This is a genomic window from Comamonas antarctica (assembly GCF_013363755.1).
GTDB lineage: Bacteria > Pseudomonadota > Gammaproteobacteria > Burkholderiales > Burkholderiaceae_C > Comamonas > Comamonas antarctica.
Genome location: NZ_CP054840.1, coordinates 1934884 through 1949114, shown reverse-complemented (window position 1 = coordinate 1949114; position 14231 = coordinate 1934884). Strand labels below are relative to the sequence as shown.

The window sequence follows — 14231 nt, the reverse complement described above, 5'->3', positions numbered from 1 at the left end:
CGGCGGGGTGTGAAGGTAGAGGGCGATAGCTCAGCGCGCGAGGAAGCGGCGGTCGACCAGCGCTTCTGGATCGACCGCCTTCGGCTCATAACCCATCGATGCCGCAACCCAGCCCCAGGTGTCGGCCAACAGCTTGGGCTGGAATGCTCCGAAGCCGTCGCGTGCCGAGACTTCGGTCTTGAGCAGCGGGATCGAGGCGCGGAACTCGGCTTCGATCACATCGACATTGGCTTCGGGCACCATGGCCACCAGCGACTGCGCGGCCTTGCGCGGCTGGGCCATGGAGAACTCCAGCGACTTCACCAGCGCGCGCACATAGCGCTTGAGCACATCAGGGCGGTTGGCGATGGTCTTGTCGCTGGCGATGGCCGACCAGCCGTAGCCGGTCAGGCCGAACTGGCTCCACGGCAGCACCGACAACTCCTGCTTGGCCTGTCCCAGCACGTTCTGGAACGCCGGCGCCACCGTCACCCAGTTGATGGTGGCATCGACGCGGCCCTGGGCCAGCATGGGCGCCAGCGTGGCGGGGTCGGTCTTGATGATCTTGATCTTCGAGATATCGACGTTGTTGCGTTGCAGCACGATGGGCCACAGCGCATTGGACGACGAGAACGTGGGCATGCCCACGGTCTTGCCCTCCATGTCCTTGAGGCTCTTGATGTTGCTGCTGGCCTTGGTGAACAGCGCATCGGGCTGCGACGAGTACAGCGACATCACGGCCTTGACCGGAATCTTGCCTTCGGCCGCGGCCATCATCACGGCCGAGATACCGCTGAACCCCACATCGGCGGTACCCGCCGCGACCTTGGTCACGGCATCGGCCGAACCGCGGCCCGGCAGGATCTTGACCTCAAGCCCTTCGGCCTTGAAGAAGCCCTGCTGCACGCCTGCATAGACAAACGACTTGTCGCCGCCGGGCAGCCAGTCGAGCTGCACCGTCAGTGCATCGGCGGCATGCGAAGTGGATGCAAGCAAGGCCAGGGCCAGGGCGGTCAGGACAGGGCGAACAGTGGTGGACATGGCAGGCGCTCCAGAAAGGGGAAAAACGAAGTGAAAGCTTCAAAGCAATAAGCGGGCCAGATTTGCATACTGATTTCGTATACACATTGGCGCGCGAGAAAATTCAATGCGTGAACTGGGCCAGCAGGGCCGCAAGCGCCGGCAGCAGCGCCGCAGTCAAGGCCTGCGGGCAGGCCAGTTGCGGCACATGTCCACAGTCCAAGGCAATGCTGGCCTGGGGCGCTTGCAGGTGCTGCATGCGCTGCTGCAGCGCCCAGGGCACCGAGCGGTCGTTGCGGCAGCCGACATAAAGGCGGGGCACCCGGCCGAAGCGCTCGGCTGTGAGCGCGTTGGCCATGGCCCGTCCGGCCTCCGGCTGGGGCGCAAGGCGCCTGGCGGCCGCCTGCGCCGCGTCGGCCGGACAGTCGTGCAGAAAGACCTGCAACGCGCCTTCGTGGCTGACCTGGCTGTGCGAACCATCCTGGCTCCAGGCCAGGTGCGGACCTATGCCGGCGTAGGCCCAGCTGGGATCTTCAGCATGGTGCTGCCTGATCAGGTCCGCATAGGACATTCCATCGGGCAGCATCATTCCCACCAGATAGACCAGCGCCGCCACCTGGCCGGGCATGGCCTCGGCCACCTGCGAGGCGACGATGCCGCCGCCGCTATGGCCCAGCACCACGGCCGGGCCGCCAAGCGAGAGCAGGGTTTCACAGACAAAGGCGGTATAGCCTGCCAAAGTCGCTGGATGCCGTTTGGTCGCCGGCGTATGGCCGTTGCCTGGAAGATCGACGCAGTGCACGCGCCAGCCCGCGTCTTCGAGATACGGGCGCCAGGCATCGAATGCCCAGCTGCCTTGCCAGGCGCCATGGATCAGCACGATGTCGCGGACAGCGCCGTCATCCATGCTCATGCGGCCGCCACATAGGTTCGGCGATAGCACGCGCGCTGGTGCTCCTCGACCGTGGTCACGGGATAGCGCGGCGCTTCACCCGGGGCGAGGCAGGTGGGAATGCAGCGCACCTCGTGCAGCGGATTGCCGGTGAAGAAAAAAGGCACCGAGTAGCGGCGTTGCCCCGAGCGGTTGATCACGCGGTGCAGCGTGGAAACATAGCGGTCGTTGGTCCATCTCGCAAACAGGTCGCCGATGTTCACCACGAAGCTGCCGGGCACGGGCGGCGCGTCGATCCAGCCCTGGTGCTGGCGGTCCCAGACCTGCAGGCCGCCCAGCGCGTCCTGGAGCAGCAGCGTCAGCCCGCCGAAATCCGTATGCGCGCCGCAGCCTTTTTCCCCGGGCGCGGGCTGTGCAGGCTGCGTCGGATAGTGCAGCAGGCGCAGCGTGGCCGCAGCATCCTGGAGATAGGCTTCGAAAAAATCCTCGGGCAAGCGCAGCGACAAGGCCATGCCGCGCACCAGATCGGCGCCCAGCGCATAGGCCGCTTCGTAGTAGGCCTGGGCCACCGGCGCGAAATCCGGCAGCTCCGCCGGCCATTGGTTGGGGCCGGTGTTGAAGCGGCCGGCCAGCACACGCGGATCATCGGCCGGCACTTCGGCCCCGATATAGAAGCTTTCCTTGAGATCGGGCGGCGCGCCGGCTTCGAGCGTCTGCGCGCGCAGCGGTTCATAACCCCGGTTGCAGGGCGAATGGCGCTTGTCGAGCGCAGTCTTGCTGGCTTCGGGCAGATCGAAGAACGCACGGCTCGCGCCAAACACTGCGTCCACCAGTGCCGGGTCGATGCCATGGCCGGTGATGTAGAAAAAGCCGTGCGTTTCGCAGGCGCGGCCCAGTCGTGCGGCAACTGCCTGGCGCTCGGCAGCATTGCCGCGGCGCAAGGCCTGCACGTCGATCAGCGGCAGTTGCGGGGAATGGAATGTGGTCATGGAGGAGAGCTTCAATGGACGCTGCGAAACCGCGGCAGCCGCCAGTCTAGGAAGGAGCCGGGGCCAGCGGGTAGCACCGTTTTTGGCGCAGGGTGCTGCCGTTTTTGGCGCGCGGCCTCAGTCCGCGAGTTCGGCCATGAGCAAGTGCACCAAAGCGGTGACCGCGGGCGGCAGGCTGCGCCGCGCACGCACATAGACGCCCAATTCGCACCACAGCGGTGCCGGCGAATGCAGCGGCACATGCACCAGCTGGTTCTGCGCAATTTCGTGCTCTAGCCCCCAGCGGCTCTGGAAGGCAATGCCCAACCCTTGCTGCGCCAGGCGCTTGGCAAGATCGAGCGATGCGGTTTCCAGCAAAACCTCGGTATCCGCAGGCAGACGCGAGAGCAGGGGGGTCAGCAGCGCATGCAGCGACAGGCTGGGCAGCGGAAGAATCAGTGGCGACGCCTGAGCGCATTCGGCCATGCTCAGCGTGGCACGGCCGGCCAGCGGATGGTTTGGGCTGAGCACCGCGCCAATCGGGTCGCGCCGCAGGCAGCAGGCCTGCAGTTCGTCGCTGGCGGAAATGGAAAATCCCAGGCCGATGTCGGCATCGCCGGTGCGCACGGCCTGCGCCGTGCCAGCCGAGCCGCCGGTCTGCAACTGCACCGACAGTCCGGGGTGCCGGCGGTAGAGTTCGGCCAACACGCGCGGCAGCAGCCCGCTGCACAGGCCTTCGACCGCCATCACATGCAAGGGTCCGCGCTGCAGGCCGCGAATCTGCCCCAGTTCCTGCGACAGGCGGCGCTCGTCCTGAAAGACGTTTTGCACATGCCGCGCAAACGCTTCGCCTGCGGCCGTCAGCACCAATCCATGCGGCAGGCGCTCGAACAGCGGCATGCCCAGCGTGTCCTCGAGCTGCAGCAACTGGCGGTTGACGGCCGAGGACGCAATGTGCAGATGGCGGGCGGCTTCACGGATCGAGCCGCAGCGGCGGATCATGTCGAAGGACTTGAGGACACGGGCGTGGATGTGCATGCGGCGCTTCCGAGCAGCTTGCGTGCCAGCGCTTCCTACAATGGCCGGGATGCACAGTACAGATGACAACCCGGCACCCGTCGTGGTGGTGCTGGCCGCGGGCCAGGGACAACGCTTTCGCGCTTCGGGCGCGCAAACCGGCAAGCTGCAGGCGCCGCTGCAGGGCCGCAGCGTGCTCGAGCACACCGTGGCAGCGGCCGAGGCCAGCGGGCTGCGCATGGTCCTCGTTGAGAACGGGCCGCTGTGGCGCAGCGAAGGCATGGGGCACTCGATTGCGCGCGGCGTGGCGCTGTCGCCGGATGCCAGTGGGTGGTTGATCCTGCCGGGCGACTTGCCGGCTGTGTCGCCACGCAGCCTCCAAGCCGTGGCGCGGGCGCTGCAGGCGCATGGCGGCGCGGTGCGCCCGCAGATCCATGGCCGCTGGGGTCATCCGGTGGGATTTTCCGCGGCGTACAAGGATCGGCTCCTGGCGCTCAGGGGCGATGCCGGAGCCCAGAGCGTGGTCCGCGCCGCGCAGGCACAGGAAAGCCTGCACACGCTGCAGCTGGATGACTGGGGCGCGTTGGCGGATACCGATACGCTTGCAGACCTGGCCGCGGTAGCGGACCGCTGGAGCGACCGGCAGGCTTAGCCGAGCGTGGCTCCGGCACCGGCCCGGCAGCGACTGAAGGCCCGGAATCGTGGCGAACGCGGTCGATGCTGGGAACAGCGGGATAGAACAGCATCCGATACAAGACTGCATGTAGCCGCAACACGACTTAACATAATATACATCGTATCTAGTTAATATGGATGACCCGCAAAGTTCCCCAACTTTACTTCCCGTTTAAGAAACTACCCGGAGAAAGCAATACATTGAGAAGCATTCGCATTTCAAAACCATCATGACATTTGCATATCCTGAGCGAGCGCAGACGCGCGCATCTTCTGCTTTCTTCGTTCCCGCGCCCGCGCAGGTTTTGCAATGAGTGATACCGCATCCGTTCATGAGCCACGTTTGCAGCCCAAAGCCTTGATTGGCATGGGCCGCTACCGCTGGGCGGTCGCCTCGCGCGCGCTGGCGGCCACTGCCGGCGGCTACGCGCTGTCATCGGCCACCGCTGCAGGCCTGGGCCTGTTGCTCGCACGCAGCGGCAACAGCTCCGTCGATGCCGTCCTTTGGGCCACGATGCTGGCCTTTGTGGTGCATGCCGTGGCCGCGCTCTGGGCTTTTGGCTGTGCCAGCGCACTGCGTGCCTGGCTGGGCATAGGCATTCCTGCGGCGCTGCTCGGCGGCGCCGCACTGGCGCTGCGGGGAGCCCCGGCATGAGACCCGATGGGAAACCTGAAGGCCTGCGCCAATCCATGTCGTGGCTTCACACCTGGTGCGGGCTGCTGCTGGGCTGGCTGCTGTATGCGGTGTTCTTCACCGGCACGCTGAGCTTCTTCGTCGATGAAATCACGGACTGGATGCGGCCCGAGCTGCATCGGTCGGTTCCAGGCCCGCAAACCGCCGAACTGGCGGTGGCGGCAATGCAGAAGATCGCCCCGGATGCGGCGACCTGGACCATCAACCTGCCAGGCGAACGCCAGACCGCCGTCGAGGCCAGCTGGCGCGCGCCGGGTGCGGCTGCCGGACGCGCGGGCACGCAGCGGGTGCAGCTCGATGCGGGCACGGGCGAGGTGCTCACGCCGCGCGAAACCCGCGGCGGCAATTTCCTCTACCGCTTTCACTTCGAGCTGTATGCGATGCCGCGCATCTGGGGCCGCTGGATTGTCGGCATTGCCACGATGTTCATGTTCGTGGCCATCATCAGCGGCGTGATCACGCACAAGAAGATCTTCGCCGAGTTCTTCACCTTCCGCCCGCGCAAGGGCCAGCGCTCGTGGCTCGATGCGCACAACGCCACCGCCGTGCTGGCGCTGCCGTTCCACATCGTCATCACTTTCAGCGGCTTGCTGCTGCTCATGAGCATGCTCATGCCCTGGGGCATCGACGCGGTCTATAACGGCGATGCGCAAAAATATTTCGCCGAAAGCCGCGGTCGCGCCGCGGGCGGCGGCGGTGAGCGCGAGGCGCGGGGCGGCCGGCCGCAGGCCGCCGAGCCGGCGCCACTGACCGCCATCGCGCCGCTGATGCAGGCCGCGCAGGCGCGCTGGCCCGAACGCGGCGTGGGCAGCATCGTGGTGCAGCGGCCGGGGACACCGGGCTCCACCATCGAGCTGCGCGAGCAAGGTGCGCACAGCGTGGCGCGTGGCGCGGGCGAAAAGCTGCTGTTCGATGGCGCCACCGGTGCGCCGCGCACGCCGCCCGAGGCGCGTGCGCCCTCCGCCGCACAGATGGTTTCCGGTACGGTGATGGGTATCCATCTGGGGCGCTTTGCCGATCCGGCCGTGCGCTGGCTGCTGTTTCTCTCCGGGGTGGTGGGTACCGTGATGGCCGGTTCGGGCCTGGTGCTGTGGGTGGTCAAGCGGCTGCCCGAACGCCGCAAGCTCGGCCGCACGCCGCGCGGACACCGTTCGGTCGAGGTATTGAACATCGGCGCGATTTCGGGGCTATCCATCGCGACCGCCACATACTTCTTCGCCAATCGGCTGTTGCCCGTGGCCATCGCCCAGCGCGCCGACCTGGAAATTCGCTGTTTCTTCGTGGCCTGGGGCCTGTGCCTGCTGCATGCGTTGCTGCGCCCGCACCGGCGCGCCTGGCTCGAGCAGCTATGGCTCGCTGCCCTGGCCTTTGCCGCGCTGCCGCTGCTCAATGCGGCCACGGGCGGCACGCCCCTCCCCGCAGCCATGCTGCATGGCCAATGGAGCGTGGCCGGTTTTGATCTGGTGGCGCTGGCGTTTGCCGCGCTGCACGGCTTTGCCGCGTGGAAACTTGGCAAGTCCGCAGCCTTGGCCGCAACCCGGCCTGCGGCCAGCGGTGCGGGGCTGCGCGTTCCGCGCCCGGTGGCGCAATCCGCGGAGAAGCAGGCATGAGCGCGTGGATTCCCGTGGCGCTGGCGCTGCCCGCATTCACCTGCTTGAGCCTGGCCATGGAGCGCCACCAGGAGCAGGTCTTCGCCCGTGCGCTGGCCGGGGAGGCCAGCATTGCCTGGCGCATCAGCGGCATCGCCCTGCTCGCGCTGTCGCTGGCGAGCTGCGTGCTGTCAGGCTGGAGCGGCGCCGTGGCGGTCACGGCCTTCATCGGCGTGCTGAGCTTTGGCGCGCTCGCCACCGGCTGGCTGCTGACGTATGCGCCACGCCAACTGCTGCGCATCGCAGGCGCGAGCATGGGCGCAGCCGCCCTGGCCTTTGCCGCGCGGGCCTTCGCGGCCTGATGCAAGCTGCTGCGCAGGGCTTTATCTCGCGGCACAATCGAGCGCATGAGATTCCTCCACACGATGCTGCGCGTTGGCAACCTTCAACGCTCGATTGATTTCTACACCCAGGTGCTGGGCATGCAACTGCTGCGCCAGTCCGAGAACGCGGAGTACAAGTACTCGCTGGCCTTCCTGGGCTTCGAGGGCGGCAATCCCGGCCAGGCCGAGATCGAGCTGACCTACAACTGGGGCACCGAAAGCTACGATCTGGGCACGGCCTACGGCCATGTGGCGCTGGGCGTGCCCGATGCGTATGCGGCCTGCGAGAAGATCAAGGCCGCCGGCGGCAACGTCACGCGCGAAGCCGGCCCGGTCAAGGGCGGCAGCACGGTGATTGCCTTCGTGACCGATCCCGACGGCTACAAGATCGAATTGATCCAGGAAAACTCGCGCCGCGGCGCGAATGCCGACCCGCTGCGTTCGGCCTGACGAGCGCGTCGCCAGGGGCAGTGCGGGCAGGCCGCCCGCACGCTTGCGCGTACGGAATTACGCCACCGGCATGCAGCCGGCCAGGTTTGCTCCATGCACAATGGGGGCATGAGCCAAATCTCCACCTCCATTGCCGATCTGCGCAAAAGCTACGAGCGCGCAGAGCTCAGCGAAGATGCTTCGCACGCCAATCCGATGCAGCAGTTCGACCAGTGGCTGCAAGAGGCGGTGAATGCGCAGGTGCCCGAACCCAATGCGATGACGCTGGCCACCGTGGGCGCAGACCAGCGTCCGAGCACCCGCATCGTGCTGATCAAGGGCTATGACGAGCGTGGCATCGTCTGGTTCACGAACTACGACAGCCGCAAGGGCCGGGAAATTGCCGGCAATCCATTTGCGGCGCTGCAATTCCACTGGGTCGACCTCGAGCGCGTGGTGCGTATCGAAGGCCGGGTCGAGAAAGTCACTGACGAAGAAAGCGACGCCTATTTCCAGAGCCGGCCGCTGGACTCGCGCATTGGCGCCTGGGCCAGCCCGCAAAGCCAGGTGATTTCGGGCCGCAGCGTGCTGATGGCCAATGCCGCGCGCTATGGCGCGCAGTTCCTGCTGTCCCCTCCCCGGCCGCCGCACTGGGGCGGCTTTCGCCTGCTGCCCGAGCGCTTCGAGTTCTGGCAGGGACGCAAGAGCCGCTTGCATGACCGCCTGCGCTATCGGCTCGAAGACGGCCAGTGGATCCGGGAGCGTCTTGCGCCTTGAAACCAGCGGACAAGCTTCGCCGCCCTGGCCCGGGCCCCGCTGGGGAGCCGGTCCCCTCCCCTGAAATCCTTCATTTCTGCGAAGCCATATTTTCAGATATGGCATTTACGTTTTATTTAGTGCTTACCCAATTCATGTAAGTTACATTCAAACAATGAATCACAGCTCGTTTGAGTAAGCCGACGCCCGCCGCGCGGCATCGCATCCCGTTGCATGCCTTTCCTGCGCCGTACCATGTGCCCGCATCCCTGTGAAAGCCGATTCCCTATCTACCGCTATCCCGATGAACCCCCCAAAACCCACTTCCCCCTCCCAGCGGCCCGATGCTCTTGGCGTGTTTGCGCATTGGCAGCGTGCCGAGTTGGGCGTCGAAGACACTGCCCTGCCCTGGGCCCACGGCGGACATTCCGGCAGTGGCTACGCGCTGGTGTGGAATGCCTGGGTCCAGCAGCTGCAAGGGCTTTCGGCTCCGGCGCAGCGCACGCCGCGCGCCACCCGTCGCACCGCCTCGCCCGCCTCTCCTCCGCCCAGCGGCAAGGCCTGGCACGAGGCCACGCCTGAGGATGTGTCGAATTTCCTGCAGTTGCGCCCCGGCCAGCGTGCCCACCACCAGCCCGAACGCCAGATCAGCGAAGTCACGCGCCGGCGCTACTGGCGGCTGCTCGACCGCATCTATGCGCATGCGCTGCTCGAAGGCTGGGTCGCCCGCAACCCGGTCCAGGCATTGCACCCGATGGAGCGCCCTGCCCCCGAAGACCCGACGGGCCATGTACTGCCGCCAGCGCTGTGGGCGGCACTGCCGCGCTACTTTCCCAGCAGCGACGACCTGCAGGGCGCGCGCGATCTGGCCGTGCTACGGCTCTTGTACGACCTCGCGCTCGCGCCCGAGGAAATCCGCCTGCTGTCGATAGGCGCAGTGCGCGATGCGCGCCAGGCCACGCTGGCGGCTGGCAGCCAGCCGTGCTTCCTGCAGATCGAAGGCCAGCGCGCCGCACAAAGCCGCTGCCTGGCCCTGCCCGCTTCCACGGCGGCTGCGCTCGCTGCATGGATGAAGTTCCGACACCAGGGCGGCACGCCCGCGCACGCCTCGGCGCCGCTGTTCGAGTCGCGCAAGGGCGGTCCGTTGACCATCCGAGCGCTGTTCCATATCGCGTGGAAGACGATTGCGCTGGTCCAGCAGGCACACCAGGGACAGGCCATGCCGCTGGCCCGCATGGGCCCGCAGGTGGTGCGCAACACGGCTATCGTGCACTGGCTGCATCAAGGCATTGCTCCCACGGAGGTCGTGCAACGCATCGGTGTCGACCATCCGCGCGCGTTGGCCCATTTGCAGCACTGTGTCGATGCGCTGCAACCGGTGCGCTACACCTGAGCCGGACCGGAAGCTGTAAATACATACAGCTTGGCCGGAACTCCGGGCTCGGCAGGTTTGATCTCATGCGCAAGACAGCGATGAACAGCCGCCACCTTGCGCCACGACCCATACGGGATGTGGGCTCTCGACCAGCAAAGGCACACGGTCCTAAGCCGGGTTCGCGGTCATACTGTGCATACATACAGATGACCGGCAAACCCACCAAATTCGGCACTACTCCCCGACTTGGCCGCACCAGCTTGCGGCTTAGAAATCGACCTTCACGCCCACCGTGATGTTGCGTCCCATCAGCGGCGCGGCCGATTTGATGAACGAGGTGTGGGCATAGGCCAAGCGATCGGTCAGGTTGTTGGCCTTGAGGTAGATCTGCCAGGGCGTGCCGCCACCGGTGCGCAACTGGTAGCTGGCCGACAGGTTCAACATACCGTAACCCGGGGTCGCGCTTTCGAACTCGGCCACGCGGTCCTGCTTGGCCACCTGCACCCACTCGGCCATGCCCTGCCAGCTGTTCCAGCGGGCATCGAGGCGCAGGCCCACGCGCGCGGACGGGATGCGCGGCAGCGCACCGCCGTTGTCCAGCCGCGCCCGCACCGTGTCGCCAAACAGCGTCACGCCCCATTGGCTGTTGATGCGCTGGCGCACATGGCCTTCCAGCCCGGTGAAGCGCGCATCGGCCTGGCTGTATTGCAGCAATTGCAAGCCGTCATGTTCGTCCAGCGTGCGGCCGTAGATGTAGTTGTCGACCTGATGCTGGAAGGCGCTGACGCCGAAGGTGGTGGCTCCCGCGGTCTTGCGAAACGACAGGTCCCACGCCTTGGATTTCTCGGGCTGCAGATCCGCATTGCCGCGCTCATAGGTCGAGGTCGCCATGTGCAGGCCGCGCGCATAGAGCTCCTCCACGGTCGGCAGGCGCGTGGAATGGGTGAACGAGGTCGCGAGCTGATAGCCCGGTGCGAGCTGCCACACCGCGCCGAGCGATGCCGAAGTGCCGCTGTGCTTGCGCGTGATGCCGTCCGTCAGTGCTTCGGCCGTCTGGCGCTCATGGCGCAGCGCCCCTTCGAAGCGCCAGTCCTGCCAGCGGTATTCCTCGAGCAGGAACAGGCTGTTGCGCCGGGTCTCGGTGGGCTGTACATAGGCTTCCTCGCCGACCGCGCTGAACTTGCGGTTGGTGGCCTGGAAACCGACCAGGCCGCGCAGGCCGCCGATCGGCAGATGCTCCAGCTCGACCCGGGCATCATGCGCCTTGTTGGAGAAGGTGGTGGCCACCGCGCCCTCCTCGATCTCCTCATGGCGGTAATCGGTGACCCCGGCTCGGAAGCGGATCGCAGCCGCGCCGGCAAAGGGTTGGCGCAGCTCGCCGCGCACATCAAGGCGCTCGCTCACCAGATTCACCTCCGGCACGCCGTGGTCATGGTCGTGATCGTGATCGTGCTCATGGTCGTGCCCTTCGTGGTCGTCGTGGCCGCCGCAGTGCAGATGGTCGCCATGGGTGTGGCAGCCCTCGAAATCGTGGCTGTGGCCCGGCAGGCCATAGCGCGAGGCCTGGCGCGTGTAGGCCGCACCCAGATAGCCCTGGCTGCCGATCCACGACAACCCCAGGCTGCCGGTGTCGGTGCGGTTGAAGCTGCCGTCCACGCGCTTGCCTTCGCTCCAGCCGCTGCCCACACGGTAGTCGCCGGCATCGCGCGCCATGCCTTCGGCATGCACCGCGACCTGCCCTGCGCCGCCGGTCAGCGAGAACGCGGCGGCCTTCTCGCGCGCGCCGCTGCCGTAGCGTGTCTCGACACTGCCTTCATAGCCCTTCTCGGGAATTGCCGTCGGAATCTTGTTGTCCAGGATGTTGACCACGCCGCCCATCGCGCCGCCGCCATGGATCAGCGCCGACGGACCGCGCAGCACCTCGACCTGCGTGGCCAGCATGGGCTCGCTGGCGACGGCATGGTCGGGGCTGATCGTCGAGGCATCGTGCAGCTCGACGCCGTCGCTGAGGATCTTCACGCGCGGGCCGTCCATGCCGCGGATGATCGGCCGGCTCGCGCCCGCGCCGAAATGGCTGGAATTTATGCCGGGCTCGCCGCTCAGCGTCTCGCCCAGCGTGGCTTCGCGCCGCAGCACCAGTTCCTGGCCTTCGAGAACGCTGGCGGGCGTGGTCATTTCGCTGCCCGACTTGCCCAGGCCGCTGGCCGATACCTTGACCTCGGACAGCGTGGTTTCAGTTGCGGCCGGAGCCACGGCCTGCGCCGAGGCAAGACCCGAAAATGCCCAGGCGGCCAGAGTGGCGCAGGCCATGGCGACCTGGGTGGGGCGCGGCGCGCGCAAAGTGGCGGACGCGGAAAAATCACCCCGGAGGGATTCGATGCGGTGCATGGGAACGCTTTCAATGCAGGCACGGCAACGCCCCGGCAGGCAGCAGGCCGGGCACGCGCAGTGCCGCGCAGGCCACGTGTACGGCCGGCGCAAAAATCAGGGAAACAGGAGGACAGGCGCCGGCGGGCCGGCGGCCGAAGGATCAGGCGGCAACAGCGGGCGGTGCGCGCGGATCGAAAAAGGCGGCAGAACCTGCCGAGGCGGTTCGCGCTTCCAGTTGGCAGGGAAGTTCCTGGGGCAAGGCCGCAGGCGGGTTTTGGCCCAGCGCGGGCCCGCTGGCCCAGGCATTGAGCTGATCGTGCAGCTGGCAATCGCTGTGGCTGTGGCCCGCAAACAGCGCCAGCAGCCAGTGGGCGTCTTCCGTCGCGGCGCGGTGCCCATGCGCCTGGCTCGCCGTCGGGGCATGGGCGCCCGATGCGGCAGCGCCGGACCACATGGACGGGTGCACGACCTGGTGGATGCGCCCCAAGGCGGGCGCCATCAGCATCGCCAGCACCAGCCACCACAGCAGCAGGCGCGCAGACGCGCGGCTACGCTGGCGAGGCACAGGCAAAGACATCGTCACGGGGGCGGCGAAGGAATCCGAAGCGGCTTAGTGCGCGTGGCGCATGCCGCAATACTTGCCGATGGCCAGGCCCTTGCAGCTTTGCTGCAACTCCTTCAGGCACACCGAGTGGCCCTTGCCCGCGGCCAGGCATTGCGCCGCGGCCTGGTGCGCGGCGGCCATGGCCTGGTGGCGTTCGATATCGGCCTTGAGCTCCTTGTCGCTGTGCTTGTCGTTGCCGTCATGGTCATGGGCGTGCGCGAGCGGCAGCACCGACAGGCTCAGGGCGGCAAACATCAGGGCAACAGTGCGAGGGAGATTCATGTCGGGACTTTCAGGATAGGAAAAACGGTGGGCGCCGCGTCAAGCAGCGTGCGCGGATGGATCGGCGCAGCCCGCGCAGCGGCCGCGCACGGCCAGATCCAGGCGCAGTTCCGCATGGCCCGCGGCCTGCAGTTCCTGGCGCAGCGCCTGCAAGGCGGTCTGCAACTGGTCTTGATGGCCCGCAAGCCGTATCTGCTGATGGCAGCCGTCGCATTCGAAGCGCGGCAACGGCGTGCCCCCGTCCGCCGCAGCGCGCAGGTAGCGCGCCACGCGCCCGGCATCGACGCTGCGCTGCAGTACGCCCCCCGCATGCAGCTTGTTCAACAGCCGGTAGACGGTGACGCGATTCACCACAATGCCCTGCGCCAACAGGCTGCGCTCGACATCTGCTTCGCTCAACACCGCGTCGGGCTGTGCAGCAAACAGCGCCAGCACCGCCTGGCTGGCACGCGTCGAGCGCATGCCGGCAGGCAGAGACATGGGAGCATGGGCAAGAGGCATGGGCAGGAAGGAAATGCAATGGATGCGGCTGCAAGGCACGCTCAAATGCGCGCACTAACGCAACCGCGTTGCATTATGCCCAAATTTCGACGCAATTCTTACAATCAGCGCACAAAGCTGCGGCGTCCGAGATCGGACGCTCAGGCTCCCGGCTTCATCCACTCCGAGAAGCTCTTACGGAACTTCTGCACCTTGGGGCTGACCACGAAGGCGCAGTAGCCCTGCTCGGGATGCTGGCGGAAGTAGTCCTGGTGATAGTCCTCGGCGGGCCAGTAGCTTTGCAGCGGCAGGACTTCCGTGACGATGTCGCCGCCGGCTTCCGGCGCCAGTTCGGCAATGACGGCGCGCGCCACTTCCGCCTGCAGCGCATCGACGTAGTAGATGCCGCTGCGGTACTGCGTGCCCACGTCGTTGCCCTGGCGGTTGAGCGTGGTGGGATCGTGGGTGGCAAAGAATATCTCGAGCAACTGGCGCAAGCCGATGACCTGCGGATCGAACACCAGCCGCACGACTTCCGCGTGGCCGGTCTTGCCCGTGCAGATCTGCTCGTAGCTGGGGTTGTCGACCTGGCCGTTGGCATAGCCGCTTTGCACATCGATCACGCCGCGCACGCGATCAAAGACGGCTTCCGTGCACCAGAAGCAGCCACCCGCGAGATAAATGGTTTCTTGCATTCCGTCCTTGTACACCATTGACC

Annotated in this window: 16 protein-coding genes; 7 read left to right on the top strand and 9 right to left on the bottom strand. The window is 66.6% G+C overall.

Annotation, left to right across the window (positions count from 1 at the left end; all coding sequences use genetic code 11):
* Nucleotides 1-30 precede the first annotated feature (30 nt).
* The 4 genes from HUK68_RS09295 to HUK68_RS09280 all read right to left on the bottom strand — a co-directional run bounded on the left by HUK68_RS09295 (nt 31) and on the right by HUK68_RS09280 (nt 3897).
* Nucleotides 31-1020, bottom strand: coding sequence for an ABC transporter substrate-binding protein (locus tag HUK68_RS09295; RefSeq protein WP_175503944.1), 990 nt, complete (start codon nt 1018-1020; stop codon nt 31-33).
* Nucleotides 1021-1123: 103 nt separating this feature from the next.
* Entirely contained in the window at nt 1124-1912 is a 789-nt protein-coding gene (locus HUK68_RS09290) for an alpha/beta fold hydrolase (protein WP_244146298.1), read from the bottom strand.
* Nucleotides 1909-2880 (bottom strand): isopenicillin N synthase family dioxygenase, encoded by a 972-nt coding sequence (locus HUK68_RS09285; protein ID WP_175503943.1) that lies wholly within the window; start codon nt 2878-2880, stop codon nt 1909-1911. The genes HUK68_RS09290 and HUK68_RS09285 overlap by 4 nt, the downstream gene beginning before the upstream one ends.
* A 117-nt stretch (nt 2881-2997) precedes the next feature.
* The gene (locus tag HUK68_RS09280) at nt 2998-3897 is read right to left on the bottom strand and encodes a LysR family transcriptional regulator (protein WP_175503942.1); all 900 of its coding nucleotides are present in this window, start codon (nt 3895-3897) and stop codon (nt 2998-3000) included.
* A gap of 49 nt (nt 3898-3946) precedes the next feature.
* Between HUK68_RS09280 and HUK68_RS09275 the strand changes: the two genes are divergently transcribed.
* The 7 genes from HUK68_RS09275 (at nt 3947) to HUK68_RS09245 (ending at nt 9795) form a co-directional block, all read left to right on the top strand.
* The gene (locus tag HUK68_RS09275) at nt 3947-4528 is read left to right on the top strand and encodes a nucleotidyltransferase family protein (RefSeq protein WP_175503941.1); all 582 of its coding nucleotides are present in this window, start codon (nt 3947-3949) and stop codon (nt 4526-4528) included.
* 390 nt (nt 4529-4918) lie between these two features.
* Nucleotides 4919-5206 carry a DUF3649 domain-containing protein gene (locus HUK68_RS09270; RefSeq protein ID WP_175503940.1) on the top strand — a complete coding sequence of 96 codons (288 nt, stop codon included), beginning with the start codon at nt 4919-4921 and terminating at the stop codon, nt 5204-5206.
* Complete coding sequence (locus HUK68_RS09265; RefSeq protein ID WP_175503939.1) at nt 5203-6855, top strand: PepSY-associated TM helix domain-containing protein; 1653 nt, start codon at nt 5203-5205, stop codon at nt 6853-6855. The genes HUK68_RS09270 and HUK68_RS09265 overlap by 4 nt, the downstream gene beginning before the upstream one ends.
* Entirely contained in the window at nt 6852-7196 is a 345-nt protein-coding gene (locus tag HUK68_RS09260) for a DUF3325 domain-containing protein (protein WP_175503938.1), read from the top strand. The genes HUK68_RS09265 and HUK68_RS09260 overlap by 4 nt, the downstream gene beginning before the upstream one ends.
* Nucleotides 7197-7241: 45 nt before the next feature.
* Entirely contained in the window at nt 7242-7667 is a 426-nt protein-coding gene (gloA, locus tag HUK68_RS09255) for a lactoylglutathione lyase (RefSeq protein WP_175503937.1), read from the top strand.
* Nucleotides 7668-7760: 93 nt separating this feature from the next.
* Nucleotides 7761-8423: a pyridoxamine 5'-phosphate oxidase gene (gene pdxH, locus HUK68_RS09250; protein ID WP_175503936.1), complete on the top strand. Its 663-nt coding sequence runs from the start codon at nt 7761-7763 to the stop codon at nt 8421-8423.
* A 283-nt stretch (nt 8424-8706) separates the two neighbouring features.
* Complete coding sequence (locus tag HUK68_RS09245) at nt 8707-9795, top strand: site-specific integrase (RefSeq protein WP_175503935.1); 1089 nt, start codon at nt 8707-8709, stop codon at nt 9793-9795.
* A gap of 249 nt (nt 9796-10044) precedes the next feature.
* Here the strand turns inward: HUK68_RS09245 and HUK68_RS09240 are convergent, their stop codons facing one another.
* The 5 genes from HUK68_RS09240 to msrA all read right to left on the bottom strand — a co-directional run bounded on the left by HUK68_RS09240 (nt 10045) and on the right by msrA (nt 14208).
* Nucleotides 10045-12087: a TonB-dependent receptor domain-containing protein gene (locus HUK68_RS09240; RefSeq protein ID WP_175503934.1), complete on the bottom strand. Its 2043-nt coding sequence runs from the start codon at nt 12085-12087 to the stop codon at nt 10045-10047.
* A 220-nt stretch (nt 12088-12307) separates the two neighbouring features.
* Complete coding sequence (locus tag HUK68_RS09235) at nt 12308-12724, bottom strand: hypothetical protein (protein WP_175503933.1); 417 nt, start codon at nt 12722-12724, stop codon at nt 12308-12310.
* 33 nt (nt 12725-12757) lie between these two features.
* Nucleotides 12758-13033: a hypothetical protein gene (locus HUK68_RS09230; RefSeq protein WP_175503932.1), complete on the bottom strand. Its 276-nt coding sequence runs from the start codon at nt 13031-13033 to the stop codon at nt 12758-12760.
* 39 nt (nt 13034-13072) lie between these two features.
* Nucleotides 13073-13513, bottom strand: a complete 441-nt coding sequence (locus HUK68_RS09225) for a transcriptional repressor (protein ID WP_244146296.1) — start codon at nt 13511-13513, stop codon at nt 13073-13075.
* 161 nt (nt 13514-13674) lie between these two features.
* Nucleotides 13675-14208: a peptide-methionine (S)-S-oxide reductase MsrA gene (gene msrA / locus HUK68_RS09220; RefSeq protein ID WP_175503931.1), complete on the bottom strand. Its 534-nt coding sequence runs from the start codon at nt 14206-14208 to the stop codon at nt 13675-13677.
* Nucleotides 14209-14231: the final 23 nt, after the last annotated feature.